General features: G+C 51.0%; 22 protein-coding genes and 1 tRNA gene. 21 read left to right on the forward strand and 2 right to left on the reverse strand.

Translation table 11 applies throughout. The features are described from left to right. Positions 1-160: 160 nt before the first annotated feature. Positions 161-727 (reverse strand): nitroreductase family protein, encoded by a 567-nt coding sequence (locus tag ACO6UY_RS18710; protein ID WP_422450296.1) that lies wholly within the window; start codon positions 725-727, stop codon positions 161-163. Positions 728-837: 110 nt separating this feature from the next. Between ACO6UY_RS18710 and ACO6UY_RS18715 the strand changes: the two genes are divergently transcribed. Further along, a complete protein-coding gene (locus ACO6UY_RS18715; RefSeq protein WP_422450297.1) occupies positions 838-2,280 on the forward strand; it encodes an adenylate/guanylate cyclase domain-containing protein in 1,443 nt (480 codons plus the stop codon). On the opposite strand, the gene ACO6UY_RS18720 is transcribed toward ACO6UY_RS18715, so the two are convergent. Then, entirely contained in the window at positions 2,281-4,617 is a 2,337-nt protein-coding gene (locus ACO6UY_RS18720) for an ATP-binding protein (protein WP_422450298.1), read from the reverse strand. A 152-nt stretch (positions 4,618-4,769) separates the two neighbouring features. Here ACO6UY_RS18720 and ACO6UY_RS18725 point away from each other — a divergent pair. From ACO6UY_RS18725 to ACO6UY_RS18820, 20 genes are all read left to right on the forward strand, one after another. Beyond that, positions 4,770-4,845, forward strand: a tRNA-Glu gene (locus ACO6UY_RS18725). 284 nt (positions 4,846-5,129) lie between these two features. Further along, positions 5,130-6,095 carry a P1 family peptidase gene (locus ACO6UY_RS18730; protein ID WP_422461603.1) on the forward strand — a complete coding sequence of 322 codons (966 nt, stop codon included), beginning with the start codon at positions 5,130-5,132 and terminating at the stop codon, positions 6,093-6,095. Between the two features lie 130 nt (positions 6,096-6,225). Next, positions 6,226-7,476: a valine--pyruvate transaminase gene (locus ACO6UY_RS18735; protein WP_163369720.1), complete on the forward strand. Its 1,251-nt coding sequence runs from the start codon at positions 6,226-6,228 to the stop codon at positions 7,474-7,476. A 4-nt stretch (positions 7,477-7,480) separates the two neighbouring features. Then, a complete protein-coding gene (locus ACO6UY_RS18740) occupies positions 7,481-8,224 on the forward strand; it encodes a 5-oxoprolinase subunit PxpA (RefSeq protein ID WP_422450300.1) in 744 nt (247 codons plus the stop codon). After that, positions 8,221-8,949, forward strand: a complete 729-nt coding sequence (pxpB, locus tag ACO6UY_RS18745) for a 5-oxoprolinase subunit PxpB (protein ID WP_422450301.1) — start codon at positions 8,221-8,223, stop codon at positions 8,947-8,949. Before ACO6UY_RS18740 ends, pxpB begins: the two co-directional genes overlap by 4 nt. Next, the gene (locus ACO6UY_RS18750) at positions 8,916-9,866 is read left to right on the forward strand and encodes a biotin-dependent carboxyltransferase family protein (RefSeq protein WP_422466660.1); all 951 of its coding nucleotides are present in this window, start codon (positions 8,916-8,918) and stop codon (positions 9,864-9,866) included. The genes pxpB and ACO6UY_RS18750 overlap by 34 nt, the downstream gene beginning before the upstream one ends. Before the next feature lie 80 nt (positions 9,867-9,946). Continuing rightward, positions 9,947-10,717 carry a PepSY domain-containing protein gene (locus tag ACO6UY_RS18755; RefSeq protein WP_422450303.1) on the forward strand — a complete coding sequence of 257 codons (771 nt, stop codon included), beginning with the start codon at positions 9,947-9,949 and terminating at the stop codon, positions 10,715-10,717. Between the two features lie 246 nt (positions 10,718-10,963). Continuing rightward, positions 10,964-12,754: a hypothetical protein gene (locus tag ACO6UY_RS18760; RefSeq protein ID WP_422450304.1), complete on the forward strand. Its 1,791-nt coding sequence runs from the start codon at positions 10,964-10,966 to the stop codon at positions 12,752-12,754. 260 nt (positions 12,755-13,014) lie between these two features. Beyond that, positions 13,015-14,022, forward strand: coding sequence for an ornithine carbamoyltransferase (gene argF, locus ACO6UY_RS18765; protein ID WP_422450563.1), 1,008 nt, complete (start codon positions 13,015-13,017; stop codon positions 14,020-14,022). A gap of 412 nt (positions 14,023-14,434) precedes the next feature. Further along, on the forward strand, positions 14,435-15,838 hold the full coding sequence (locus ACO6UY_RS18770) for a V-type ATP synthase subunit B (RefSeq protein ID WP_422450305.1): 1,404 nt from the start codon (positions 14,435-14,437) through the stop codon (positions 15,836-15,838). 5 nt (positions 15,839-15,843) lie between these two features. Then, complete coding sequence (locus ACO6UY_RS18775; RefSeq protein WP_163369725.1) at positions 15,844-16,470, forward strand: V-type ATP synthase subunit D; 627 nt, start codon at positions 15,844-15,846, stop codon at positions 16,468-16,470. Positions 16,471-16,504: 34 nt separating this feature from the next. Continuing rightward, complete coding sequence (locus tag ACO6UY_RS18780) at positions 16,505-18,352, forward strand: V-type ATP synthase subunit I (protein ID WP_422450306.1); 1,848 nt, start codon at positions 16,505-16,507, stop codon at positions 18,350-18,352. 2 nt (positions 18,353-18,354) lie between these two features. Further along, positions 18,355-18,804 (forward strand): ATP synthase subunit C, encoded by a 450-nt coding sequence (locus ACO6UY_RS18785; protein ID WP_101747258.1) that lies wholly within the window; start codon positions 18,355-18,357, stop codon positions 18,802-18,804. A 123-nt stretch (positions 18,805-18,927) separates the two neighbouring features. Continuing rightward, complete coding sequence (locus ACO6UY_RS18790) at positions 18,928-19,620, forward strand: hypothetical protein (protein ID WP_422490873.1); 693 nt, start codon at positions 18,928-18,930, stop codon at positions 19,618-19,620. A gap of 242 nt (positions 19,621-19,862) precedes the next feature. Continuing rightward, positions 19,863-20,552 (forward strand): DUF2764 family protein, encoded by a 690-nt coding sequence (locus ACO6UY_RS18795; protein WP_101747255.1) that lies wholly within the window; start codon positions 19,863-19,865, stop codon positions 20,550-20,552. 18 nt (positions 20,553-20,570) lie between these two features. After that, positions 20,571-22,430, forward strand: a complete 1,860-nt coding sequence (locus ACO6UY_RS18800; protein ID WP_422466666.1) for a V-type ATP synthase subunit A — start codon at positions 20,571-20,573, stop codon at positions 22,428-22,430. A gap of 171 nt (positions 22,431-22,601) precedes the next feature. Further along, positions 22,602-24,146, forward strand: a complete 1,545-nt coding sequence (locus tag ACO6UY_RS18805; protein ID WP_422461615.1) for a hypothetical protein — start codon at positions 22,602-22,604, stop codon at positions 24,144-24,146. Between the two features lie 191 nt (positions 24,147-24,337). Next, positions 24,338-25,147, forward strand: a complete 810-nt coding sequence (locus ACO6UY_RS18810) for a transporter substrate-binding domain-containing protein (RefSeq protein ID WP_422461617.1) — start codon at positions 24,338-24,340, stop codon at positions 25,145-25,147. A 6-nt stretch (positions 25,148-25,153) separates the two neighbouring features. Next, entirely contained in the window at positions 25,154-26,143 is a 990-nt protein-coding gene (locus tag ACO6UY_RS18815; RefSeq protein ID WP_422461618.1) for an amino acid ABC transporter permease, read from the forward strand. A 22-nt stretch (positions 26,144-26,165) separates the two neighbouring features. Next, on the forward strand, positions 26,166-26,888 hold the full coding sequence (locus ACO6UY_RS18820) for an amino acid ABC transporter ATP-binding protein (protein ID WP_422461633.1): 723 nt from the start codon (positions 26,166-26,168) through the stop codon (positions 26,886-26,888). The last annotated feature ends 17 nt before the right edge of the window (positions 26,889-26,905 follow it).

A 26,905-nucleotide genomic window follows, 5' to 3' on the forward strand; every position in this document is an offset into this window, starting at 1 on the left:
TTCTCCTCAGAAGCAGAAATTTTTATCCTCAATTTCTCGCAATCCTCGCTACGGGGTCGCCTAGACGGACGCTTAAGTCCGACAGGCTCCTGGCTTCTCAGTCCGACAGGCTCCTGAGCAACGTCAGACTTCATTGAAAACGGGGCTTTTTATTGCCCAATCAGGCACTGGTCACCCACTCGGAAACAAAGTCATTAACATCCAATACAGGCACTTTCTTTTTAGCGCCAGCTGGCTTGCCAAGGTAGATAAAACCCATCAGCTGCTCGTTGTCGGCAAGACCCAGCCCTTTTGCCAGTCGTGGGTGGTAACAAAGCTCCCCGGTTCGCCACATTGCCCCGACCCCCTGGGCATGGGCCGCCAGCAGCAGAGAATGAACTGCGGCCGCCAGTGACATCTTCTGTTCAATCTCCGGCACCTTTGGATGCTGCTTAACCGGGCAAATAGCCAGTACCAGCATAGGGGCTCGGAGCGGCATCCCTTTGAAACGTGCCAGCGCATCTTTTGAAAGGTCAGGCTGATCCTCAAGGACTGCCTGCGCCATCAGCTCACCCAGCGCTTCCCGCGCCTGGCCACTGATTTTTAAAAATCGCCAGGGGCGAATACGGCCATGGTCAGGGGCTCTCAGGGCTGCCTTGAACATGACATCCAGTTGCTGATCGCTGGGTGCTGGTTCCTCCAGGATGGGGGTCGATACCCTTTCCAGCAAAAGCTCTATACCATTCATCAATAACTCACTCCCACCAATTACAGATTTGAGCGTTCCTGCATGTTAGAATGACCTGCCCACAGCAAATTGCTGACGGTATTATCAGGTCTGGCTATGAACCAATTTTAATGCAATCCAATAAGAATACTGTATCTCCGCCCCAGAGTCGTGCTCCCCGGCTCTCTCCAAGAGTCCTGGCCTATTGGCTCGCTGCCTCGGTGATGGTTTACGGGCTGGCCAACCAGTACCTTCCTTCTGTTTTCCTGGGCGCTGTCGCTTATTTATCGGTTTTTCCCTGGCTTTCCAACCTGGCGATCAACGTGGTATTTCGCGCCAGCAATCAAAAGACAGTGGACAACAAAAAGCCTCTGGTTACCCTTTTACTGGATTCTTTGAATGTTGGAGCCTTAATCACCCTTGCCGATTTCCCGATGGTCAGTGGCATGCTGCTGGTGGCTCTGCTGACAGGCTGGGCGATTTACCTTCAAGGGCTGAGGGGGCTGATGATCATCATTCCCCCTGCAGCAGCTGCCATATCTATTCATCACTTTATTGAACCTGATTTCACCATTTCAGCCGGGCAGGATGCAGTGTTTATCAGTCTGCTTGGAATGCTTATTTTCATATCCTACTGTGCCTATGTCCTCAGGCTCAGAGAGCAGCATTTTCAGGCTATTCAGCTCAGTGCCCAGCAACAGCGGCAACGTTACAGCAGGCTTGCCAGCAGTCTGGCCAAATACCTTTCTCCCCAGGTATGGGAATCCATTTTTTCCGGTAAGCGCAATACCAAACTGGAGAGCCAGCGAAAAAAACTGACGGTCTTCTTTTCCGATATCAAAGGCTTTACTGATCTGGCCGAAGCACTTGAGCCAGAGGTGCTGACAGAGTTGCTGAACACTTACCTGAACGACATGTCCCGTATTGCTCTGAAATATGGGGGAACCATCGATAAATTTATCGGTGACAGTATTATGATTTTCTTTGGTGACCCTAAAACCCGGGGCTATCAAAAAGATGCCCTGGCCGCTGTTTCAATGGCCATTGAAATGCAGAAACACATGCAAGTACTGCGCAAGCAATGGATCGCCAAAGGGGTCGAGAACCCACTTCAAATCAGGATTGGCATCAATACCGGTTACTGTACGGTGGGTAATTTCGGTGCCGAGTCCCGTATGGATTACACCCTCCTGGGGCGTGAGGTGAATTTGGCCAGTCGGCTGGAAAGCGCAGCAAAACCCAACCAGATTCTGCTGTCCCATGAAACCTGGTCGCTGGTTAAGGATGTGGTACTTTGTCAGTCCAAGGGAGAGATACAGGTAAAAGGCTTCAGTCGTTCGGTGCCTATTTATAAAGTGATCGATCTGCGCCGCAATCTTGGTCAGCAGAAAAGTTATTTTGAACTCGACAGCAAAGGCTTTTCCTTCAGTCTGGATACCAACAGTATTGATGAGTTCGAGCGTAAAAAGATCATTCAGACGTTAGATGAGGCAACACAGAAGTTACTGAAAGATGATCTGTCGAGCCCGGCAAAACCGGGACGAAAAACAATTGTCCAGACCCTGGTAAAGTAATTACTCAAGCCATCGGTTCAGTAATGTATCTAACGCTTTTTTATTGAAAGGCTTGGCAATGTGGCCATTCATCCCTGCGTCCCGGCATCGTTCTTTGTGCTCTTCCAGTGTGTTTGCTGTTAGTGCGATGATGGGCGTCTGTCTGGTATTCGTCATTTTTCGCAGCTGTTTTGTTGCAGCGTAGCCATCCATTACGGGCATATTGCAGTCCATCAGGATCAGGTCAAACTTTTCAGTGGTGCAAGCTGTGATGCAATCCTGACCGTTGTTGGCAAGGTTTATATTGTACCCCAGCTGTTCAAGCATACCCTCAGTCACCAGCTGGTTGATCACATTGTCTTCTACTACCAGGATCCTTTTCTTCCTGAAGGCTGGCTGTTGATGGTCCGTTGCATTGTGTGGGTGATTGATGCTTTCTGGTGACCGGTTGTCGGGAATGCCAATGACTTCTGCACACTTTTTATAGAGCTTTTGCTGAGTCACCGGCAGTGAGAGCCATAACAGATTATCAGGCATTTCACGGGGCTGTTCATAGCTGATAAAGATCGTTTTACATTGAGGACGGTGTTGAGCCATATTCAGGGCCAGGGATTGTTGATCAGTGATAATGAGCGATTCGGTTGAGTCGTAATCAATGTTCAGACCGCTGTCGTCAGGCTCAACAATACGACAGGGTACATTCCAGTAGCTGAGCAACCGGTGACAGATTTGCTGTGTGGATTCTTCACAGGCCAGTAATACCGGCTGGTTTTCCAGGGTAATGGTGGCTTCACTGGTTATCTGTTCAGGTTGTGTTAAGGGCAGTTTTATCGAAAAAGTACTGCCCTGCTTTTCCCGGGACATGACCCTGATGGATCCATCCATTGCTTCCACCAGCTCCTTGGTCAGTGCCAGCCCCATACCGGAGCCCCCGTAGCTGTCATAGATCGCATTGCTGGCCTGGGTAAAAGGGGTGAAAATTGCTTCGAGGGCCTTTTTGGGGATGCCAATCCCGGTATCGGTAATGTTAATGATCAGTTCAAGACGGTTTTCGCTAAGCGGTTTTGAGTCCAGTGATAGTTTGATCTCACCCTGATGGGTGAATTTAATGGCATTACCCAGAAGGTTATTAATGACCTGACTGATGCGGGTAGGATCACCAAGCAGAGTGGTTGGCAGCGTTGGGTCAATATCACAGGTCAGTGGAATATTTTTTTCGTAGCTCTTCTGACTCAACAACACGACCGATTCTTCAATGATTTCACGCAAATTGAAATGAGTATGTTCAATGGCAACTTTGCCGGACTCCAGCCTGGCCAGGTCGAGCAAGCTATTGAGCAGTCGGACCAGTCGAACGCCTGACTGACGAGCCAGATCGAGGCGCTCATATTGTTTGTCGGTCAGTTCTTCATTAATGGTCAGCTCCAGCATGCCTAAAATGCCATTCAGTGGCGTGCAAATCTCATGGCTCAGGTAAGAAAGCTGTTCTCCACGAATTCTGGCTGAACGAAGTGCGGCCTGCCGGGCTTTCTCAAGTTCCGCATTGGCCTTGAATAGCGCGTTATTGTTTTCCAGCAGTTCCTGCGTCCTGTCAGCAATGCGAAGTTCAAGATCATGGCTATGTTTTCTAAGCTCATTCTCGGCAAGACTTAGATGATATAGCTGTTTTTCAATATCATCCTGAAACTCATTAAATGCGCTGGTCAGGAGCCCTATTTCATCTTTTTGATGTTTCCCGGAGATTGCCAGTGTTTTATGTTCGCAGCCTGTTCGAACCTGCTTTACGTGACGGGCCAGTTTCAAGAGTGGTTTGGTTAGCATCAGATAAAACATGCCCTGCAGAGCCAGCGCCAGCAGCAAGGTCCGGACCAGTCCAAACACCAGGGTGAGTACTGAGCGATCCAGAAACTCCTGACCGGAAGGGCGCGTGTCAGCGGTGATGGTCAGAGTACCAAGCTCTTCTTCAAGGTCGTAAGGCACTGACAATTGTTGCTGATAAGTTCGTGTGGTGCCAAAGAAGAGGTCGGTAAATTGTCTTTGTTCGTCAGGATTTTTTGCGGTTCCGGCTTTGGCCAGAACCAGGTTGTCGGTGTCAATAATTGCTGCACTGAGAATTAACGGCGACTCAATGAGTCCATTCACCAGCTCTATGGCCAGCTCTTCATCCAGGTTGTAGGCGATACGTGATGCGGGTGCCTTGCTGATGTCCAGATAAGCCTGAATGGCACTATCGATGCTCTTGTCCTGAGTCTTATAATCGTGAGTTACCTGGAAGACACTGAAAATCAATCCCAGAATAAATGCAACGCTGACTGTGTATTTGACTTGCTTAAAAGAGAGTCTGTCCCTAAGCCTCATATTTCTCTGCCTTTCCCGGGCGATAAGTGGCCCATCTAATCGTTAAAATGGCTGTTTTTCAAGAACCATTGATGAAAAAATAAAGAGGGGTTGACTCTGTGGTAAGTGATGATTAGTATACGCATCCGCTGCAGCAATGCACGAAGGTTTGCGTCCCCTTCGTCTAGTGGCCTAGGACACCGCCCTTTCACGGCGGTAACAGGGGTTCGAGTCCCCTAGGGGACGCCAATTTCCTGCCTGAAACTTCTCTTTTATCTGCCTCCTCCTCCGCAAGCTAATCTACTAGAAAATCGTCTTGTTTTTGATCAGGATTTCAATTTTCTTCAGCACCTTTCTGTTCAGCATCGTATTCAACGATATCTTCCATGGTCTATCAATTCCAATGATGAGGAATGCATTTCAAAACCAGGGCAAGCTTTGGTCTGTTTGACTATCTTTGCGGTTGCCGAATGAAAAAACGGTCAGCCTTCTGGGTGGCCAGCCACTTATTATCCGTGTCACAGGGTCTGCAGATGACTACTCAGCGGCATGAGCTTTTTTCCATTAGCGGCCTGGCCATTGGTCATGCATCAGATATCGAAAGGTTGACCGGAGTGACGGTGCTGCGCTTTGATCAGGGCGTGACAGCGGGTGTTGATGTGCGCGGTGCCGCTCCCGGAACCAGGGAGACGGAGTTGCTAAGGCCTGAAAACCTGGTGGATTCTGTCCATGCCATTGTGCTTTGTGGTGGCAGTGCGCTTGGTCTGGAAAGTATGAACGGGGTCAGTCGTTACCTGGAGGAGCAGGGCATTGGGTTACCCACAGGCTTCGTCAGGATTCCGGTTGTCACCGGTGCGGTGCTATTTGACCAGTCGGTCGGCGATGCCTCTGCCCGACCCAGTGAGCAAATGGGGTATGAAGCCACCAGGTTGGCCAGTCGCTGCGACATTGGAGAAGGTAATGTCGGTGCCGGTACCGGGGCATCAATTGGTAAAGTTGCCGGGTTTGACCGGGCGACAAAAAGTGGCATCGGTTGTTACGCCATCAGGCTGAGAGGAGGGTTGGTTGTCGGTGCCGTGGTGGCTGTCAATGCCTGGGGAGATGCTGTTGCCGGTGATAAGCTTATTGCCGGCACCAGGAGCGAAGATGGACAGCAGTTTGTTTCTGGTATGGATCTCTTAATGAATGACCAGGCCGTTCAAGCACTGCCCGGGGCAAATACCACTATCGGCGTGGTGGTGACTAACGGGAAATTAACCAAAGCCCAGGCTTTAAAGATGGCACAAATGGGGCATGATGGTTTGTCGCGAGCCATTCGCCCTGCACACTCAATGTACGATGGTGATACCATTTTCAGTGCAGCAACCGGCGAAGTGGATGCTGATGTAAATGTTTTGGGTATTGTGGGGGCGGAGGCTGTGGAACAGGCGATATATCGTGCCGTTAACACCGCATCGGCAGCGGGTGGCTTACCGTCGATTCACGATATACGGGCATAATAATCCTTTTCTGGTAATAAGTCTGCCTCGTATATCCGGCCCGTGGCAGGCTGGATGGTGGACAGCTCCTGTTCATCATTATATAACAGCACCTTTACTATCCTATGACCAGAATAAATCAGGGGTAAGCATGAAGCTTTCTGCCTTTGGCGAAAAATTCACCAGCCATTCCGGCATCCTTTCATTAATGGATGATCTGGGTAATGCCCTTGCTGATGGTAAAGATATGATTATGATGGGCGGCGGTAATCCGGCCCATATCCCCGAAGTGGAAGCTGTATTCAGGCAGCGACTGCGGCAAATTACCGAGAGTCAGGCGGAGTTTACCCGGCTGGTGGGTACCTATGATCCTCCTCAGGGAGAAAAAGACTTCGTCCGTGAGATGGCGGCTTTTCTTAACCGTCAGTTTGGCTGGCAGCTGACGGCAAACAATATTGCCTTGTCTAATGGCAGCCAGGCCGCTTTTTTTATGCTGTTCAATATGTTTGCCGGACGTTATGGGGATGGCGGGCACAAGCGTATCCAGTTACCGCTGGCACCGGAATACATCGGTTATGCCGATGCCGGGCTGAGTGATGATTTTTTTGCGGCCAATAAGCCTGAAATTGAGCATCTGGATCAGCATACCTTCAAATACCGGGTGGATTTTCAGGAGCTGGTGATTGATGACAGTATTGGTGCCATTTGTGTGTCACGCCCTACCAATCCAACCGGTAATGTACTGACAGATAGTGAAATTGAGCGGCTCGACAGTCTGGCCCTGCAACATGATATTCCCATGATCATTGATGGTGCCTACGGCACGCCGTTTCCCAAGTTGATCTTTACCGAAGCGACTCCCCGCTGGAACGAACACACCATTCTTTGCCTGAGCCTGTCCAAACTGGGGCTCCCGGCGGTCAGAACCGGTATTGTGGTGGCCAATGAGCAGGTTATCAGAGCACTGTCGGGTATTAATGCCATTATGAATCTGGCACCAAACAGTACGGGTAGCCTGCTGGCACTGGATATGATCCGGGATGACAGCATTAACGCTCTTTGTGAGAATGTGATTCGACCTTACTATCAGGAGAAGGCTCAGTTTGCTGTGAACTGCCTCAAAGAGAAACTGGGTGATATTCCCTGGCATGTTCATAAACCGGAAGGGGCAATGTTCCTCTGGTTATGGTTTGAAGGCCTGCCTGTCTCCAGCCTGGAATTGTATGAACGACTGAAGGCAAGAAATGTGCTGGTGGTTTCCGGGCATTACTTCTTTCCGGGCATAGACGACGACTGGCCTCATAAGCATGAATGCCTCAGGCTGACGTATACCCGTGATCATCAGGACGTTGAACAGGGGCTGACTATTCTGGCGGAAGAAGTACACAAACTTTACAGGTAAACACGTGCAGCTGAATTGTGATATGGGGGAGAGTTTTGGCCCCTGGCAAATGGGCAATGACCAGGCAGTGATGCCATGGATTGATATGGCTAATATTGCCTGCGGCTTTCACGCTTCTGACCCCGATACCATGAGTGACACTGTGCAACAGGCGGTGGAGTGCGGTGTCACGGTTGGTGCTCACCCCGGATATCATGACAAGGCCGGGTTTGGTCGTCGCCCCATTCCTCACAGCCCTGAAAGTATCACCGCCCTTGTGGCTTACCAGGTTGGCGCACTGGATGCTATCTGTCAGCAGCATGGCACCCGGGTAAAGTACATTAAACCCCATGGTGCCCTTTACCATGGGATGATGAATGACCCGGATGTGTTTGAAGCCATTGTGATTGCCGCGGCAAATATGGAGATCAAACCAGCGCTTATGATTCAGGCACTGAGCAATAATGCGTTGCAAAAAAAGACAGCTGACAGGTATTCAGTACCACTGATTTATGAAGCCTATGCAGACAGGGCTTATGACGATCATGGCCTGCTGGTGTCAAGAACCTTGCCAGGGGCTGTTCACCGGGATTCAGCCACGATTCTTAAGCAGGTGAGAGGCTTGCTCTCGGGGGAAGTGAGCACCATCAGCGGAAAGCGGCTGAAGCTGAACGCCGATAGTCTGTGTGTTCATGGTGATAATCCTGACGCCATAGCGCTGATCCAGCAGATTCATCAGATTGTAAAGTCGCCAGACGCTGCGTCATGATGGATATCCAGCCTGTGTCAGAATCAGCGTTGATCATACGGTTGGGTGATCATATTGATACTCAGCTGGCAATAAAAACAGGCACTCTGGCTGACCATATCAGAGATAGCTGTTCGTCAGAGCTTATTGAAGTTATCCCTTCTTATACGACCATCTATATTCAGTACCACCCGCTGAAAACGGATTTTATCGCGTTAAAAAGTCGGCTGCAGGGGCTGGTTGATGCTTTTTTTCTGTCTAATGATAAAGATGATCGTGCCCGGAAGGCCAGCAAGATAATCACCTTGCCCGTTTATTACAGCCTGGAGACGGGGCCGGATTTACCGGAGGTTGCACAGTTTCATAACCGCACAGTGGCAGATGTTATCCAGATTCACAGTAAGTCGACTTATGTCGTTTGTGCTATCGGCTTTAGCCCTGGTTTTGCTTTCCTGGGGGCAGTTGACTTCGCGATTGCCACGCCAAGAAAGTCCGAGCCCCGAAAAATGCTGCCAGCAGGCAGTGTCGGGATTGCTGACCAGCAAACCGCTGTCTATCCATCCGACTCCCCCGGCGGTTGGCAGATAATTGGGAATTGTCCGGTTTCTTTGATTGATTTTGACAAAACACCCATGTCACCTTTCTCTGTGGGTTTGTCTGTGCAGTTCCAGCCTATATCACGGGATGAGTTTTTTGCGCTTGGAGGTACTTTGTGGTCGCACTGGAAGTCCTGGACCCGGGGATGATGACGCAGCTTCAGGATACTGGTCGAACGGGAGTGGGGTACCAGGGCCTGGCCCAGGGTGGCCCTATGGATTTACATGCTTATTGCTGGGCAAATTATCTTCTGGGAAACCCTATGTTCTGTTCCCAGTTGGAGATAACCGGTGGACAGGCAAGGTTTTTAGCGCATCAAGCCATCACGCTGGCGTTAACCGGGGCTGATCTGGGAGCCAGAGTCAATAGTCAGGCTGTGGAAGGGTGGCGGACCCTGCATCTGAATAAAGGCGATACCTTATCATTTCAGTTTCCCAAAAAAGGGCTGAGAGCCTATCTGGCCATTCCCAGCGGTTTTGCTGCACCCGCCGTCTTTGGCAGTGTGGCGACCGTGGTCAGGGATGGTATTGGCGGGTTAGGGGCCAGAATTGGGAAGGAAGACAGTGGTAGTCTGATAACGCCGGGGGATTATCTTGAGACCGTTTCCAGAGAGGTAGTTAAACCCGGCATAAACCGCATGGTACCAGCCCGGTATATCCCGGAATATGTCGGGCCACTGAGCCTTAATCTGATGGAGTCGTATCAGGCCCGGGCATTTTCTGTACAGAGCCGGAAAAGTCTCTATCAGACCCAATTCACGCTTTCTCCCAATAGCGATCGTATGGGGTATCGATTGGCAGGGGCTCAAATTACGCCCCCCTTCAGCGGGGTGATTTCTGAAGGCATCGCCCTGGGGGCTGTTCAGATAGCTGAAAATGGTCAGCCAATTATTCTGATGCGCGACCACCAGACACTGGGTGGCTACCCCAAGTTCGGCTGTGTTGCCCAGTTGGATTTGAATAGGCTGGCACAGGCAATGCCCGGAACCCCGATACGCTTTCAGCCGATATCTTTTCAGGCAGCAGGACAAAAATTAAAAAGCTTCTACTCCTTCTTTAATCTGTAACCTTCCGTTTTCCCGTCAGGTATTGCTGCTTGCGTTATGGCAAAACAATTCTACAGTTGTCTGAAAAGAGGCGTGACTCGATGAATGTGTTCAGTTTCCCTGTGCAGATGATTTCAGGCGTATTGGCGGGCGCAGCTTTGTCTTTATCTGCGGTTTTTGCTGCGGACAGTACTGTGCCTGCAACACCTGCATACCTTGAACAGCCTGGCAAGCTCAGATCTATCGTGCCCCTTGACCAGCTGATAGCCAGAACCCGACATACATTCGGGATCAAGGCTTCTGACGTGGTTGTATACTCAGCCCGGTTGCAGGAAGAAGAGCATCAGAAAGTGTTTGTTATCGACTTTATTGATGCCAATAACCAGTTGGAGCGCGTTGTTTATGGTGCTTTCAGTGGCAAGCAGATAGATCATGCCCCCATGCAGGTACCCATGCCAATGGAAGAGATCTTGTCAAAGGTGGAAAGTAAGTACCCCGGAGCAAATAGAATTCGAACCTGGCTGGAGAGACAGGGTGGCAATATGGTCTATGTTATAGAGCTGGCTGACAAACAGTTTAAAGTGAAGCGTCGCCAGTTAACGATGGACGCTTATACCGGCAGAGTGATCACAGACGTAACGTATGACCTGAAACCGGATGGCAAGCGGATATCCCTTGAGCAGATTATCAAAAATGCACGGAAAAAATACCGTGGGATGGTTGTGCTGAGAACCCGAAGCGGTGTCAAAAACAATATGAATGTCAGGGAAATCATTTTTCTGGATGACAATCATATAAGACATAAGATGGTGGTAAATGCGGTTAACGGGGAAGTGATAGAAGACAGAATTACGCCGCTCGGATGGATCTAGCCCGGATATTTCATAAACGTGCTCTCGCTTGTCCTTTGTCGCTCTAAGGGAGTTTTGCTCAGTCGACCGTACTCCCCGGTACGGCGCTCCCTCACAAAATCCCTTAGAGCGACAAGCGACAAAGTCCTCGGCTTTAGCATCCAGCGTCGCCCTATCTCCTACATCCATGTGGTTGTGTGCGAGAATCGGGGCAGTTTATGAAATATCCGGGCTAGACTTGATGACAGTTTACTGAGGAGAGTCTTTGTGGATCCAAGCCGTGCCCAGTTATCAAATATCCCAGGCCTTGGTGCAAGCAGCCTGGCCAGAGAGTTGCAACCGCTAACTAACGAGATTATCGAGCGTCGGTTTTGTGGTCTGTGTGCAGAGTATATTGAGCGTCCTCCCTTTATGGCTTCCCGTTGTTGCGAACATAACTACCACTATGGCTGTACTGTCGTGATGACCCGGGAGGTTGCTCAGTGTTCAGTCTGTAAAAAAACACCTGTTGAGTTTACCAGAGATACTGATTTTGCCGAAGAGGTGAAGAAGTACGACTGGAGTCTTTTTGAGCCAGCGTCGGCCGCTGGTAGCTGTGCACCGATCCAGGCCTTCGATAGTGAAGCAGTCAGTGAACAAGCTGGAGCGATTGGTGCAGTTTCAGGACCAACTGGGCTATCAGGGACCCGCAACCAGCAAGTTGTCGATGTAGAGGAGGCCGAAAGAGCTCTTGCTCAGCCAGGTATTTTCGTACAGCAAAATTTGGTCGCTCAGGAACTGGTACCGCCCGGGGCTCCTCATCTTCATCCTGCTCTGCCGACAGTTGCCCAAACGATCGTTCGCCCCTCACTGAAGCTGAATATGGTCAGTATGACCAAGACATTTGAGCGGCTTTTGGGGCAACTGTGGATGCCAGTCGAGCTGCAGTCTCTGGCAATGCAAAGAGGGTATAGCTTTCTTAGACAGATGATGGATGTCGGTGTGGTGCCCAGATGGCAGCAAATGTGTGATAAAGAAGATCATCTTTGCGGCAAACAGATGAATATTGACAAGTCCGGTGGTGCCCGTGCGTTCTTTACCGCTATGCAGCAACATCTTGATCAGCTGGCACCGGAACACCGGTTCTTTGTTACCTTCGCCTGCTCACGGCAGAATCCGGTAACGGGTTGCCCGGAACCGGTCTCACCAGTGGTGCGAATTTTTCGTCACCCGACTGAACCTCATCTGATATTTCTATTTACTATCGGTGAGCCGGTACCGAGCCGTGCCCTTGGGCGCCTGGTTTATTGGAGTTTTGCCAGTGGTACCCAGTTAGTGAAATACCTCCAGTTTCTTATGCTGGTCAGTGAGGCAACCCAGGCTATATTTGTTCGTCCGACCAAAAAGGGAGAGTCTGATGCCGAAGGTCTGGATAAAATCGATGTCAAGGCGTTTGTGCAGCAGTACCCGCCGAGGGATTTCGGACTGGGGGATCCGTCAAAAAATAACAGGAGGATTCTGCTTTATGCCGCCCAGAGTCTTGGCTTGCAGCGTATCCGCAAAGAGGATGCTGAAAAGGTTACCCTGCTGAATAACATGATTGAGGGCAATCTGCGCGACTCTCAACTGACCGTCAAAAATGTGATTGACCATATATTGGGGCTTGGTTATCGCAAGGAGCGAGGGGTACATCTCATTTTTGACATGCCTGCCACGCAGATGCCCGGGCTGCCCGGGATAGATGTTGAGCTGAATAGACAAATGATCAATTTGCAGAACGATTTAGCCGATGTCTTGATAGAGATGTATAACCAGCGAGCAACTAGCAAAACGGACTATATACTTGTTGAGCTTGAGCCAGAGGTATCCACTTTGCGAGAAGAGATTCTGGTGCTGGTCCTGGATACCGACAGACTCTACCTGGTGAATATGAAAAACAGGTCGGTGTCTGTCCAGTGTTCGTCCAGCATTGATGATATCTGTGACTTCTGTCAGGTGTTTATGAGCGGCTGTCAAATCCTGAAGGCAAATATTATCTCTTATGCGCCGATCCAAACCAAAAAAAGTCTCGCTGAATAGCCTCCTGGAGCGGGATAAAGTCTGGAAACGTATTTTTACGTAATGTCTTCCGTATCGTCCGGCGCTAGTCTATGCCCGAGTGAAGTTCGATTCGGAGCTGGACAGAAATAACCGGTCTATGGATGATGTGACTCCCTGAATCCTGACCGTAGGCAGTAATGACATTGTCACTTTCTACTTAAAGATCGCTGGATTGGGTAAGTAAAGAACAACAAATGACCTGACACAGGAAACTGTATATGACTGTTGTGACTGTTGATATCGAGAAGAATTTGCAGAACCGTCATTTTCTCAAGCTACTGGACTTCTCCCCAATGGAGATCAGCCACTTGCTGGAGCGTGCAGCACAGCTGAAAGCGGCAAAGCGATCCGGTACTGAGGAGCAGTATTTAACCGGGCGAAATATTGCCCTGATTTTTGAAAAGGCCTCGACCCGAACCCGATGTGCCTTTGAGGTGGCCTGTTTTGATCAGGGAGCCAATGTCACCTATATCGGTGGTGGCTCGCAAATGGGGGCCAAAGAGACGGTGAAAGATACTGCCCGGGTACTGGGGCGTATGTACGACGGCATTGAATTTCGTGGTCATCTGCAGCAGCACGTTGAAGATCTGGCGGCTTATTCAGGGGTTCCGGTATGGAACGGTCTGACCGATGACTGGCATCCAACCCAGGTGCTGGCGGATTTTCTGACCATGCAGGAACACGGCAATGGTCGTTCACTGGGTGAGATGAAACTCTGCTATCTCGGTGATGGGCGCAACAACGTGGCTAATTCGCTGATGGTGGGTTCTGCGAAGATGGGGGTGGATTTCAGAATTGCTGCCCCGGCAGAATTCTTCCCTGCCCCTGAGCTTATCGAGCAATGTCGGGAAATTGCCCGGGAAACCGGGGCAAAGATTACCATCAGTGAGTCGGTGGATGAAGCGGTGGCGGGTTGTGATTTCCTGTACACCGACGTCTGGGTTTCCATGGGTGAACCGATGGAAGCCTGGGATGAAAGGGTCAAGCTTATGAAACCCTATCAGGTGAATCAGGCAGTGCTGCAAAAAACAGGCAATGCCAATGTCCGTTTCCTGCACTGCCTGCCAGCCTTTCACAACGATGACACGGTGATTGGCAAAGAAGTCGCTGACAAATTTGGTATGAACGGCCTGGAAGTCACTGAGGATGTGTTCGAGTCTGACGCCTCCATTGTCTTTGATCAGGCAGAAAACCGGATGCATACCATCAAGGCTGTGATGGTGGAAACATTGGGTAACAGTCGTTAGCCTCATGGAGTGTCGGTAGTCCGTGTCAATGACGGCTACCTTCCGGAATGACACGAAGCAATAAGTCTGACCTGCTGCTCAGGCGGAACTCTGCGAAACCCGTAGAATTGTCTACTCTATTAGATGTTTAATCTGGCGTTTTCCATTCGTTACCCGAAATGGTTCCTCAGTACTTTCCCTGTGAAAGTACTGAGTTGACTGTGTTAATGAGGCGAAAAAGTTGTTTTACAGGAGGCTTGGATAGAGCCAGCAGTACAGATCAGTGTTTGGGCTTATTAGCTTAAACATACGACAATTGGCTTATGTTGTGTGCAATGAGGCGTATCGCACTTACTCAGCGTTACCTGCATGACTGATGATCTCCTGAGCCCATGTCCATTCTCTTTTTTCCCAGCAGTATAGAGGAGCAGTAATGCCCCAGAGCCTATTGCGATACACCAATATTCTCAGCATCGTTGGTGACCTCATTCGCGTCCACGTTCCTAACCTGGCTGAGGGTAATGCCCAGGCCAACTATGGTGATCTGGCGTTGATTGAGCAGGATGGACAGACTTACTCCATGGCGCAGATCATCAAGATTGACCATGAAGAGGTTTCTCTCCAGGTTTTTGCCGGTACCAAGGGTCTGTCCACCGGAGCGTCGGTCTGCTTCCTGGGCCAGCCCATGAAGACCACCTACTCCCCCAATATTCTTGGGCGAATCTTCAACGGTGCCGGTGAGCCCATTGATGGTGGTCCTGCCCTGGAACAGGATCCCAGGGTGGAGATCGACGGACCTTCGGTAAACCCGGTTCGTCGTGTACTGGCTTCCCGCATGGTACGTACCAATGTGCCCATGATCGATGTCTTCAACACCCTGGTTGAGTCCCAGAAAATTCCTATCTTCTCCGTCGCCGGTGAACCCTACAACCGCTTCCTGGCCCGTATCGCCATTCAGGCAGAGGCGGATGTCGTTGTGTTTGGCGGCATGGGTCTGATCTTCGATGATTACCACTTCTTCCGCACTACCTTTGAAGAAGCCGGTGTCTCTGCCCGTACCATTATGTTCACCAACCTGGCGTCTGACCCGACGGTTGAACGTCTGCTGACGCCGGATATGGCGCTGGCGGTGGCGGAACACTTCGCCGTCGAAGAGTCCAAAAAGGTACTGGTTCTGCTCACCGACATGACCTCTTACGCCGACGCCATGAAAGAGATCGGTGTGGCCATGGACAAGATCCCTGCCAACCGTGGTTATATGGGGGATCTGTACTCCCAGCTGGCGCGTCGTTACGAAAAAGCCTGTGACTACAAGGGTGCCGGTTCTGTCACCATTCTGGCGGTGACCACCATGCCGGGCAATGACGTGACCCACCCGGTTCCGGACAACACCGGTTATATCACCGAAGGTCAGTTCTACCTGCACGAAGGGCACCTGGATCCATTTGGTTCCCTGTCCCGTTTGAAGCAGATGGTTCAGGGTAAAGAAACCCGCGAAGACCATCCCGCCATCATGAACACCATGATCCGCTTCTACTCAGACTCGGTGAACGCCGCCCAGAAACAGGCCATGGCCTTCGAACTGTCCAGCTATGACTTGAAAACCATCAAGTTCGGCAAGCTGTTCAAAAGACGCTTTATGTCTCTGGACGCTGCCATGTCTCTGGAGGAAGCACTGGATAAGTGCTGGGAGACCATGGCTGAATGCTTTGGACCGGAAGAGACCCTGATGAAACAGAGTCTGCTGGAAAAATACTGGCCCAACCCGGAGCAGCTTTCTTCAGAGAGTGATTCACACAGAACTGAGGAAGCTTCTGAAGCTGCAGCTGAGGCGTAATTATCATGGCCAAGGTAGCTCTCAACAAAAGTTCATTAAACAAAGAGAAGCGCAGTTTAAAGACGTACAACCGTTATCTGCCGGCGCTTGAACTCAAGCGTCAGCAGCTGATGATGGAACGTAAAAAGGCCGAAGAGGCGCTGGCACAGACACGGGAACATCTGGCGGAGGTGGAGCAGCTGGTCAGACAGCAGCTGCCGATGCTGGCAAGACAAGATGTTCCGGTGGATAACCTGGTGAAGGTAACGGATGTGCGCCTGACCCAGGAAAATATTGTCGGTACATCGGTTCCTCTGGTCGAGCACATTGAAATTGCGCTGACACCCTACAGTGATCTGGCCAAACCCCACTGGGTTGATTACCTGGTTGAGCTTCTGCAGCAGATGATTCGCCTGAGAATAGAACTCCAGGTTCGTCAGCTGCGCCACAGGGAGCTGGACAAGGCGACACGTACCACCTCCCAGCGGGTTAACCTGTTCTCCAAGGTGCTGATTCCCCAGACCAGAAAGAACATCCAGAAAATCCAGATCTATATGTCTGACCAGGACCGGGCCAGCGTCATGAACGCCAAGCTCTCCAAGGGCAAGGTTCTGGCCCAGGAAGCCAAAGGAGGTCATTCGCAGGTGGGCTGATATCCGGGTGGTATAACCTGCGAAAGCATTGATTATGGCTATTAAACGACTGAAAAAGATCACCCTTTACGGGCCCAGCCAGGAGAAGAGCGGCATCCTGAAAGAGCTGCAATCCCTGGGCTGTCTGCATTTGATTCCATTAACCGATAAACCAGTTGAGGTTCAGGTGCAGCCGGCGGAAGCCAGTGAAGCGAAAGCGTGGCTGGAGCGCAGCCCAAAGCAGAGACGGCAGGTTCGCAATGTTCGTGAACACAAGGATGCTGCCCGGGTAGACGACATTGTTCATAAGATTCTGGACAACAAGTCCAAATTCCGTGAGCAGTCCGATATTCGCGACAAGCTGCAGGAACGGATACGGGAAGTGCGCCCCTGGGGCGAGTTTGCTTTTCCTGCCCTGTCTGATCTGAATGGTCAACGGCTCTGGTTCTATGTTCTGCCCAATGGCGAACTGCCCGCGCTGAGGGATTCCCTTAAGCAGTGCGAGCTGCCCTGGGAGCTGATTCATCAGAGCCAGAAAGACAGTTACGTTATCGTGGTTTCTGACAAGGAGCCCGAAGACTTTCTGCTGCCTGTGCATCGTTCTCATGTGGGTAAGATTCCACTTTCCCGCCTGGAAGAGATGCTGGATGAAGCAGAGGATGCCATCGAGGATCTGCTGGCTGAGCGGGAAGCGCTGACCCGCTGGCACTACCTTCTGGATCAGGTGCTTGCCGCCCGTCTGGACAGCGCTGATCTGCAGCAGGCCACCAGTGGCACTATGGATGAAGACAGCTTCTTCCTGGTGCAGGGCTGGGTACCGGTGGCTGAGCAGGCCAATGTTGAAGCCTTCACGGCTGCTCACGGTGTTGCGGCAATATTCGAGGACCCGAAAGTAGACGACAATCCTCCGACGTTACTGGACAAACCGGCAGGAACCGGTGGTGGTGCGGATGCCCTTGGTTTCTTCCAGACACCCAACTACCGCGCCTGGGATCCGGGTAATGTGGTGTTTTACTCATTCTCGCTGTTCTTTGCGATGATCATGAGCGATGCCATGTACTGTCTGATTTTCGGACTGATCATTTTCCTGCTCAGGGGCAAGCTCCGGCAGAGTGAAACCGGTCGTCGTCTGATGAATCTGGCGTACTTTATGTCCGGTGTGGGTATTGTCTGGGGTGTCTTTATCGGCAGTTACTTCGGTGCAGCACCCGACAGCGGCAGCTTATTTGGCCGCCTGGCCTTTATCGACCTCAACGATTACAACGCCATGATGAAATTGTCGGTGGTGATCGGTGTTGCACACCTGATCGTTGCCAATGTCATGACGGCGATTGTCAATCGTGGCTCAAGTTATGCCCTGGCACCACTGGGCTGGGCGGGGTTGATGGGCGGTGGTCTGACACTGTGGCTGGGGATGACCGGTACGCTGCCAGCGGCGTTTCAATCCACCATTGGCCCGGGGCTGATGATTGTCGGTGCCCTGCTGGTCTTCCTGTTCTCCAGCAGCCGTGAAGTGACATCCTTCAAGGACCTTATTCTGAGAATGCTGGATGGCCTGAAAGCCGTCTACAACATTACCAGTGCTTTTGGTGATGTGCTCAGTTACATGCGCCTGTTTGCCCTCGGCCTGTCCGGTGCATCTCTGGCCATGACGTTTAACTCTCTGGCCATGGACGTTCTTAATTCCAGCCCCGTCACCGGAGTGCTGTTTGCGGGAATCATTCTGCTGCTGGGTCACCTGCTGAATTTTGCCCTGTGCATCATGAGCGGTGTGGTTCACGGCATGCGTCTTAACGTCATTGAATTTGTCAACTGGGGACTGTCTGACGAAGGCTACCCATTTAAAGTCTTTAACCAAAGAACGACCTTTAACCAGCAAACAACTTTTAGTAAAGAGGATTAACAATGGATGCACTGATTATCGCACTGGGTTGGGTAGGTGTTTTCGCGCCGGTTGCTCTGGGTGCAGTGGGTTCGGCAATCGGCTGTTCTGTCGCCGGACAGTCTGCCTGTGGTGCGATGCTGGATGTAGAGAGCGGCTACGGTAAGTTCGTCGGTCTCTCGGCCATGCCATCTTCCCAGGTTATCTACGGCATTGTCATCATGTTTACCCTGAGTGGCATCGGCGTCACTCTGGCCAGCGCTCCTGGTCTGTTTGGTATTGGTCTGCTGACCGGTATTGCCCTTATGTACTCTGCCGTCTACCAGGGACAGGCGGTTGCAGCGGCCATTAATGCTTCCAAGAACAAGCCGGAAGTGTTTGGTCTTTCGATTGCGCCTGCGGCGATCGTAGAAGGCTTTGCGGTATTTGCTTTCGTATTCGCACTGGTTATGGGTCAGGGCATCGCCGCCTGATGATGGGGTGAATGTTGGAACCACACAGTCACTAAGACACAAAGACAAAAAGTATTTCTCTGTGCCTTTGTGTCTTTGTGGTTCAAAAAAATACTGGCCCATAAGCAAATACAGGATTAGATAATGAGTACTGCAACTCCTGAAAAACAAACCGGGAAAACCGTTTCCGTCGGTGTTCAGGAACTGATCGAAAAGCTGCGTAACCAGGGCGTCGACAGTGGTCGCCAGGAAGCGGGCAAGATTATTTCTGACGCTGAAGCCAAAGCCGCCGAGCTGATCGCGGATGCCGAAAAACGCGCCAGTGCCATTGTTGGCAAGGCCCGTGAGGAAGCGGATTTTATTACCAGGGCAGGCAAAGAAGCGCTGCAGCTGGCTGAGCGAAATGCCGTTCTTGAGCTGAAAGACTATCTGCTGGAAAAATTCTCTGACCAGATCCGTGCAGTGGTCAGCCACTCCATGGAAGGCGACAAGCTGCTGGAAGGGATGATTCTGGAAGTGGCTGGCCAGAACAATCTGCGCGGCGAAAACAACATCGAAGTGATCCTGCCCAGAAAAGTCATTGGTGTGGATGAACTGCGTGACAAACCTGAGCTGCTCAAGGCCGGTGGTCTGCTGGAGTTCGCCATGAAGCGTGCCAGTGACATGCTACAGGATGGCGTCACGTTCACCGTTGGTGGTGCTGGCCAGAGTGGCATTGCGTTTCGCCTGAAAGACAAGGATATCCAGGTAGAGCTGACCGATGAAGCCGTTGCTGCGGTTCTGCTGAAGCACCTGCAGCCACGTTTTCGTGCCCTGCTTGAAGGCATTATTAAATAATTGCCGGTGTCAGTTCGTGATGGCAGATCAATGTCTGCCTCACGCTCATGTTAAGGAGTAGTTCCTGAATAAGTTTCGTGATTGTGGGCCCTCGAACCCTGATCTTCCTGAGTCTGTTGAAGGGCATGAACACCAGGCCCATGCGATAGATCGTGCCAGGCACCCTTCGACTGTGCTCAGGGTGAACGGACATAGGCCCCATCATCGGACCCTGTTTCTGGGCTGCTTCCGAGGAGAATACAATGGCTGAAAATGCCTACTATACCCTGCTGACATCGCTGCCGCATATTGACTCACTGTTTAACAGCAAGATTACGCCTATCTCCCGCATTCAGCTGGACCGTCGTCTGGCCATGCTGTCCACGGCAGATCGTGAAACCCTGGTTAAGGTGGAACAGCTGGTGCACTGGAGCCATCTGGGCGAAGAGATCAAAGAAGCGTATTTGATCAATCTGGCAGAGCGCCTGTTGCAGGAGTTGGACAGTCCTGATCTGAAAGAGCTGGTGAACTGGCGTCTGGATATGCGAACCATCGCTGCTGCCTTGCGACGAAAGGCCAATGGTATTCAGGCACCGACGTCTGCGAAATGGAGTTACGGTAGCCGCTACGCCTACATCCGCCACAACTGGAATCATCCGACCCTCGGTTTGCAGCATGCATTCCCCTGGATTCCCGTGGCGGTTGAATGCCTGAGTAAAAAAGACTACCTGACGCTGGAAAAAACAGTGATGGAGGCGGTGTGGAACAAGCTGAACGAGCTTGGTGCCAGACACCGTTTCGACTTTGAAGCCGTGGTGATCTATCTGCTGCGCTGGAACCTGGTGGCACGCTGGACCTCCTACAATGGTGAACAGGCAGTGGTTCGGTTTAATGAGCTGACCCAGCAGGCATTAGGGGAATTTGCCCACCAATTGCCGGGTTCCCCGGATTAAACGACAACGGTTATACACATGACTGAACAGACAAAAACAGATCTGATGCAACAGACCTCTGCCCGGGTGGTAGCGGTGATGGGTGATATCATCACCATCGAAAGCATCAGTGGCAAAGATGGTGCGAAAAAGCCGCTGGTTAAGAACGAGGTGGTCTACGTACTGCCAAGCCGTCGCGCCAATGAAGCGGTGGAAGAGCAGCTGATGGCCGAGATTCTCCGTGTTCGTGGTAACACGGCGGATATTCAGGTGTTTGAGGAAACCCGTGGTGTTGCTGTCGGTGACCTGATTATTCAGACCGGGCACATGCTGTCTGTGGATCTGGGCCCTGGTATTCTCAGCATGATCTACGACGGTCTGCAGAACCCGCTGGAGCGTCTGGCGAATCTGCATGGCCGCTTCCTGCAGCGGGGTGTTCAGGTTGAGTCCCTGGATCGTACCCATAACTGGGCATTCACTGCCGTGGCTAAAATCGGCGATAAACTCCGTGCCGGTGAAACCTTTGGTACCGTCCCGGAAGGTCGCTTTACCCACAAAATCATGATTCCGTTTGATACCGTGGGTGAAGTGGAAGTGGTCTGGATTCAGGAAGGTAACTTCTCTGTTGACACCGTCGTGGCCCGGGTGAAAAACCACAAGGGTGAAGAAATTCCTCTGACCATGTACCAGCGCTGGCCGGTGCGTAAGTCAATCGCTGAAACGCTGGCCGCAAAAGGCAAGACCGAGCGTCTTTACCCTGACCAGCCGCTGATCACCACCACTCGCATCGTTGATACCTTCTTCCCGATTGCCCGTGGTGGCACCGGCTGTATCCCCGGACCTTTCGGTTCCGGCAAGACAGTATTGCAGCACGGTTTCTCCCGCTACTGCGACGCGGATATCGTTATTGTCACTGCCTGCGGTGAGCGGGCCGGTGAGGTGGTTGAAACCATCGAAGAGTTCCCGCACCTGCAGGATCCCAAGACCGGTGGTGCCCTGATCGACCGTACGGTTATTATCTGTAATACGTCGTCCATGCCGGTGGCTGCCCGTGAAGCCTCTATCTATACCGGTCTGACACTGGGTGAGTACTATCGCCAGATGGGTTACAACGTGCTGGCCCTGGCGGACTCTACTTCCCGCTGGGCCCAGGCCATGCGTGAAACCTCTAACCGTCTGGAAGAAATTCCCGGTGAAGAAGGCTTCCCGGCCTATATGGACTCTGCCATCAAGGGGGTTTACGAGCGTTGTGGTGTGGTTCGCAACGAAGACGGCGACGAAGGTTCCCTGACCATGATTGGCTCTGTATCACCTGCCGGTGGTAACTTTGAAGAGCCTGTTACCCAAGCCACCCTGAGTACCGTAAAGGCATTCCTTGGGCTGTCTTATGATCGTGCTTACAAACGTTTCTACCCGGCGATTGATCCTCTGATCTCCTGGTCCCGTTATCTGGATCAGCTGGAAGACTGGTACTCAAAAAACCTGTCGCCAGAGTGGGTCAGCAACGTCCGGGAGATGCAGGAACTGCTGGTACGCGGTGACAGCATCAACCAGATGATGCAGGTAACCGGTGAAGAGGGTATTACCCTGGAAGACTACGTGACTTTCCAGAAGTCTTACATGCTGGACATGGTCTATCTGCAGCAGGACGCTTTTGACGATGTGGACGCTTCCTGTCCAATCCATCGTCAGCAGGAAAACTTTGATCTGGTGGTGAGCCTGATTCGTCAGCAGTACAACTTCAGCGATAAAGAAGAGGTGCGTGATTACTTTATCAAGCTGACCGGCCTGTTCAAGAACATGCACTATGCACATCACGGATCACCTGAATACAACAACTATATGCACCGTATTCAGGAGCTTCGCAGCCAGTACGCCATGGGTGCTTTAGCTGCCTGATGACTGTTGTGTAACACGTACTGCTCAAGTCTGCCGGCGATGTCGGCAGTACTTTTTTAAGCCATTAATTTTTCAGCCACGTCTTCGTCCATTATCCCCTGAATATCTTTGGTTTAGTTTGAACTTTTCGGGTTTTTAAATATCAACACTGGAAAGAGCTGCTGGTGTTATATGGATAGCAATAAAATTTCAGGCTTGCCTGACTCTTGCATTGTTCAGACTTACCACTCTTATCAACAAGAACGTGCGGGTGGCAGGATGGGCTCTTACTATGTTACCCCCTGTGAACATGATGACCTTTCAGGCGCTGATTCTGGCTCAAATTTGCAGGAAGATGGCAGGATGCGACGTTTGGCTGAGCGGTTTTCAGCTATCGCTACTGTTACTCAACCAGTCTCTGCACAAAAGATAGAAGTGAAAACCAGGGTTCAGTCTGCTTTGCAGGCATTCCTGAAACATGACATTGAGTTTTGCAGGCAATTTGTGCAGCCAGCAAATCCTGACTGTGACAAAAGTTTTACCCCTCGATTTATCAGATTTTTTCCTGTTGTGTCAGGGATTTTGATCGATGCTCTTGTGGCAAAAGGAGAATCTGCTACAGACAGCGATTTTGAGCTGGCAGGTGATGTATTAAAAGACACTGAGGTGAAGACTGTTTTTTTCCAGCTGATAAGAGCCACTTTTTCCGGGCTGGATAGTTCCAGGAAAACGACAGCTGATCATCTTCTTAAGGCTTATAGAAAATATCCGGATGGTTGTTATGACGCAATAGTTGATGGAATCATCAGCCATAGAAAATCCCTTCCGGAATTACAGGTTGCAATGGACAGAAATCGGCTTACCCGGGGATTTCCAGTATGCTATTTTTCAATGCTGTTTGGTTCGAAGGACGACTATTATCTGGGGATTGATGCCCAAAATTATGATGCCAATACGGTTCATAATCTTTGCCAGGCCTTTGCCAGTTTGTTGGAGCAGTCCCGTCGTGGCGATCTTGAACCTGTGAATCTGTTGATATTGAATCAGATTCATCAACGTCTGACGAAAGATGTCAAGTCCTGGTACGGCGATCCTATATCTCCAACGTATGACTTTTCTGCATCACATGTATTTGATATTCCCAAAGAAAAATTCACGCCGTCGGGTTACCAGGAAATGATGTTGTTCGTGCAGAGCTGCGATCAAAAATACCGGGGTATGGATAAACTCTCTCCTGACAATCACGCAATTTTTCATATTTGTGGCTACCATGCGCCAAATCATGAGAAACCGGGCAAAGTTACGGTCAGAGCCTATTGTGATGAGCCTGACAAAGGTAATGTTCGCAAGAAAAATGTATTGATAAACGTGTTGGTTGACCATAGAAAGGCGCTGCATAGAACCCCGACTCCGGAAGACGTTCGCTTATCCACTGCCCGGTTGGCAAAGCGATTAATGCTTTTGCACTATTTTCTCGACGGAAATGGCAGAACCATTATTTACCTGATCAATCGCGAGCTGCTCAGAAATGGTCAGCCTCCGTCCATTATTCTGGATGCTGACGCCATTGCTGCGAAGTCATCTGCCGAGTTCTCCCAAATGATAAAGGAAGGGCAGGATCTTTTTATCGGTATACAGCGCAATCAGCAGCCAGCCTTATCTAATCCACCCTCTCTCTGTTTTCATGATCAGGCAAAAAGGAGGCTGCATGGGTATTTACAGCAGGTCTGGCGATAGGGGGTTGGGGATGTCGACAGGTTGGGTCGGTATTATTGGTAAAAAACGACAGTATATGTACAATGCAGAATGTTCTCCTCGTATAACCAGATAACTACGAGGTTAAAGCGGTCAGGGATTCGCCGTACATAATGATAAAAAAAGTTCTGGCACCAGTGATACAGGATATCTGGTAGCGGACAGGAGTTATAATGAAAAAAATTACCGCCATGCTGGCATTTCTGCTGGCGTTCAGTTCATCACTTTTTGCCTCTTATAACCAGATATGGGAAGAGTCCACGCTGAACAAGATCGTGGAGCGCAAGGTGCTTCGTGTTGGTCTGGATGCAGGCTATATGCCATTTGAAATGACTAACAAGCAGGGTAAGATCGTTGGTTTTGATGTGGACGTTGCCCGCCAGATGGCCAAGTCCATGGGCGTAGAGCTGGAAATTGTCAATACCGCATGGGATGGCATTATTCCGGCACTGGTGACGGATAAGTTTGACATTATCATGTCCGGTATGACCCTGACTTCCCAGCGTAACCTGCAGATTAACTTTGCCAACCCCTATATTGTCATTGGCCAGAGTGTATTACTGCGTAATGGACTGAAAGATGAAATCAAGTCTTACAAAGATCTGAATAATCCAAAATATACGGTGGTTTCCAAGCTGGGCACCACCGGCGATCTGGCCGCCAGGCGCTACCTGAGCAAGGCCAAGCTGAGATTGTTCGAAACCGAATCTGAAGGTGCCATCGAAGTGGTGAATGGCAAGGCCGATGCATTTATTTATGACCTGCCGTTTAATGCGGTCTACTCCAGCCAGAATCCGGGCAAACTGGTTCACCTGGACACGCCTTTCACCTATGAGCCGCTGGCCTGGGGCGTTCGCAAGGGGGACCCGGACTTTGTTAACTGGTTAAATAACTTCCTGACCCAGATTCAGGGTGACGGTACTTACGATAAAATTTATGCCAAGTGGTTCGAAAGTTCCGCATGGCAAAAGACCCTGAAGTAACGGCTGATGCTGCAGGGTAAACCCGTGAAAGGCCAGCCTCTGCAAATGGAAAAGCCGCCAAACCAGGTTCTGTGGAATCTGGTTTTTGCGGCAATATTGCTGCTGTTGGGTCTGGGTATCTACAAGTCCAGTCAGGCGATTGACTATATCTGGCGCTGGGATCGAGTCCCCCAGTACATTGTTTATCAGGCCCGCGATGAACTTCGTGCGGAGTTTGATGGCACCATAGAAAGTAATGAAACAGGAGAGCTAATCCTCATCAATGATGTTGACGACAGTGAGCGTATGACTGTTGTCGGTTATCAGGAAATGGCTGTCAGTGACGGTGATCTGATCTTTGCAGGTGACCTCTTGGCGGTCAACTATCACTGGCAGCCTGGGCCGATGGCCAATGGACTCTGGATGACCATCAGGCTCTCCCTGGTGTCTATTGTTTTTGCCATTGTTCTTGGGGCTCTGGCTGGTCTGGCACGCATATCACCCAATCCGGCACTGCGTCACCTTGCGACTGTTTATGTGGAGCTGGTGCGGGGAACGCCCCTGCTGGTGCAAATCTTCATTGTCTACTTCTTTATTGGCACTGTTATGGATCTGGAGCGATTCACCGCGGGTGTGGTGGCGCTGTCAGTATTCACCGGAGCCTATGTGGCAGAAATCATCCGGGCCGGTATCGAGTCTATCAGCCGGGGACAGATGGAGGCCGGACGAAGTCTGGGGATGAGCCGTGGCATGACCATGCGCTATATCATTCTACCGCAGGCGTTCAAGAGGGTGTTGCCACCACTGGCTGGCCAGTTTATCAACCTGATCAAGGATTCTTCACTGGTTTCCGTTATCTCGCTGACAGACCTTACCAAGGCTGGACGGGAAGTGGTAAGTGTGACATTCAGCCCGTTTGAAGTGTGGTTCAGTGTTGCCTTGATGTACCTGGTTCTGACCGCCACGCTTTCCTGGCTGGTCCGTCGTTTGGAGGTGAGATATGCCGTCAGAGACTGAAGGTTCTTTGTCCACAGCGGTCATTATCCGGGCTACCGGGGTTGAGAAGATCTATCCCAACGGGGTACATGCCCTGAAGAATATTCATCAGAATATTCAAGAGGGTGAGGTCGTTGTGGTCATTGGCCCCAGCGGCTCCGGTAAGTCGACATTTCTGCGAACCCTGAATCAGCTGGAAACCATTAATGCGGGTGAAATTGTTATTGATGGCATATCCCTGACCACGCCCGGGGATGTGAATAAGCTTCGGGAAGAGGTGGGGATGGTTTTCCAGTCGTTTAATCTGTTCCCCCACCTGTCGGTATTGGACAATATCTGTCTGGCACCCATGAAGGTTCGTGGCATCAGCCGCACTGAAGCAGAGGAACGGGCAAAAGCCCTTCTGCTGAAAGTAGGGCTGTCGGATAAGGCCGCCAGTTTTCCTCCGCAACTGTCGGGTGGACAGCAACAGCGGGTTGCCATCGCCAGGGCACTGGCCATGCAGCCACGGATTATGCTGTTTGATGAACCCACCAGTGCCCTTGACCCGGAAATGGTTGGGGAAGTGCTGGATGTGATGAAACAGCTGGCTGGAGAGGGGATGACCATGGTGGTGGTTACCCATGAAATGGGGTTTGCCCGGGAGGTGGCTGACCGGGTTCTGTTTATGGACGGCGGTGAGTTACTGGTGGATAGTGAGCCGGAGATTTTTTTTCAGGCACCGGAAAATGAACGTTTGCGAGTCTTCTTAAGTCAGGTAATTTGACGAAATATTCGGTCGGT

The organism is Endozoicomonas sp. ALE010 (assembly GCF_049310165.1).
GTDB lineage: Bacteria > Pseudomonadota > Gammaproteobacteria > Pseudomonadales > Endozoicomonadaceae > Endozoicomonas.

Excerpts from the sequence above, each read along its gene's own strand:
- ACO6UY_RS18800 (WP_422466666.1), top strand. The coding sequence starts at position 20,571 with ATGACTGAACAGACAAAAACAGATCTGATGCAACAGACCTCTGCCCGG.
- ACO6UY_RS18775 (WP_163369725.1), top strand. The coding sequence starts at position 15,844 with ATGGCCAAGGTAGCTCTCAACAAAAGTTCATTAAACAAAGAGAAGCGC.
- ACO6UY_RS18780 (WP_422450306.1), top strand. The coding sequence starts at position 16,505 with ATGGCTATTAAACGACTGAAAAAGATCACCCTTTACGGGCCCAGCCAG.
- ACO6UY_RS18715 (WP_422450297.1), top strand. The coding sequence starts at position 838 with ATGCAATCCAATAAGAATACTGTATCTCCGCCCCAGAGTCGTGCTCCC.
- ACO6UY_RS18710 (WP_422450296.1), bottom strand. The coding sequence starts at position 727 with ATGAATGGTATAGAGCTTTTGCTGGAAAGGGTATCGACCCCCATCCTG.
- pxpB (WP_422450301.1), top strand. The coding sequence starts at position 8,221 with ATGATGGATATCCAGCCTGTGTCAGAATCAGCGTTGATCATACGGTTG.
- ACO6UY_RS18720 (WP_422450298.1), bottom strand. The coding sequence starts at position 4,617 with ATGAGGCTTAGGGACAGACTCTCTTTTAAGCAAGTCAAATACACAGTC.
- ACO6UY_RS18770 (WP_422450305.1), top strand. The coding sequence starts at position 14,435 with ATGCCCCAGAGCCTATTGCGATACACCAATATTCTCAGCATCGTTGGT.
- ACO6UY_RS18805 (WP_422461615.1), top strand. The coding sequence starts at position 22,602 with ATGGATAGCAATAAAATTTCAGGCTTGCCTGACTCTTGCATTGTTCAG.
- ACO6UY_RS18795 (WP_101747255.1), top strand. The coding sequence starts at position 19,863 with ATGGCTGAAAATGCCTACTATACCCTGCTGACATCGCTGCCGCATATT.
- ACO6UY_RS18755 (WP_422450303.1), top strand. The coding sequence starts at position 9,947 with ATGAATGTGTTCAGTTTCCCTGTGCAGATGATTTCAGGCGTATTGGCG.
- ACO6UY_RS18810 (WP_422461617.1), top strand. The coding sequence starts at position 24,338 with ATGAAAAAAATTACCGCCATGCTGGCATTTCTGCTGGCGTTCAGTTCA.
- ACO6UY_RS18735 (WP_163369720.1), top strand. The coding sequence starts at position 6,226 with ATGAAGCTTTCTGCCTTTGGCGAAAAATTCACCAGCCATTCCGGCATC.
- ACO6UY_RS18815 (WP_422461618.1), top strand. The coding sequence starts at position 25,154 with ATGCTGCAGGGTAAACCCGTGAAAGGCCAGCCTCTGCAAATGGAAAAG.
- ACO6UY_RS18730 (WP_422461603.1), top strand. The coding sequence starts at position 5,130 with ATGACTACTCAGCGGCATGAGCTTTTTTCCATTAGCGGCCTGGCCATT.
- ACO6UY_RS18790 (WP_422490873.1), top strand. The coding sequence starts at position 18,928 with ATGAGTACTGCAACTCCTGAAAAACAAACCGGGAAAACCGTTTCCGTC.
- ACO6UY_RS18785 (WP_101747258.1), top strand. The coding sequence starts at position 18,355 with ATGGATGCACTGATTATCGCACTGGGTTGGGTAGGTGTTTTCGCGCCG.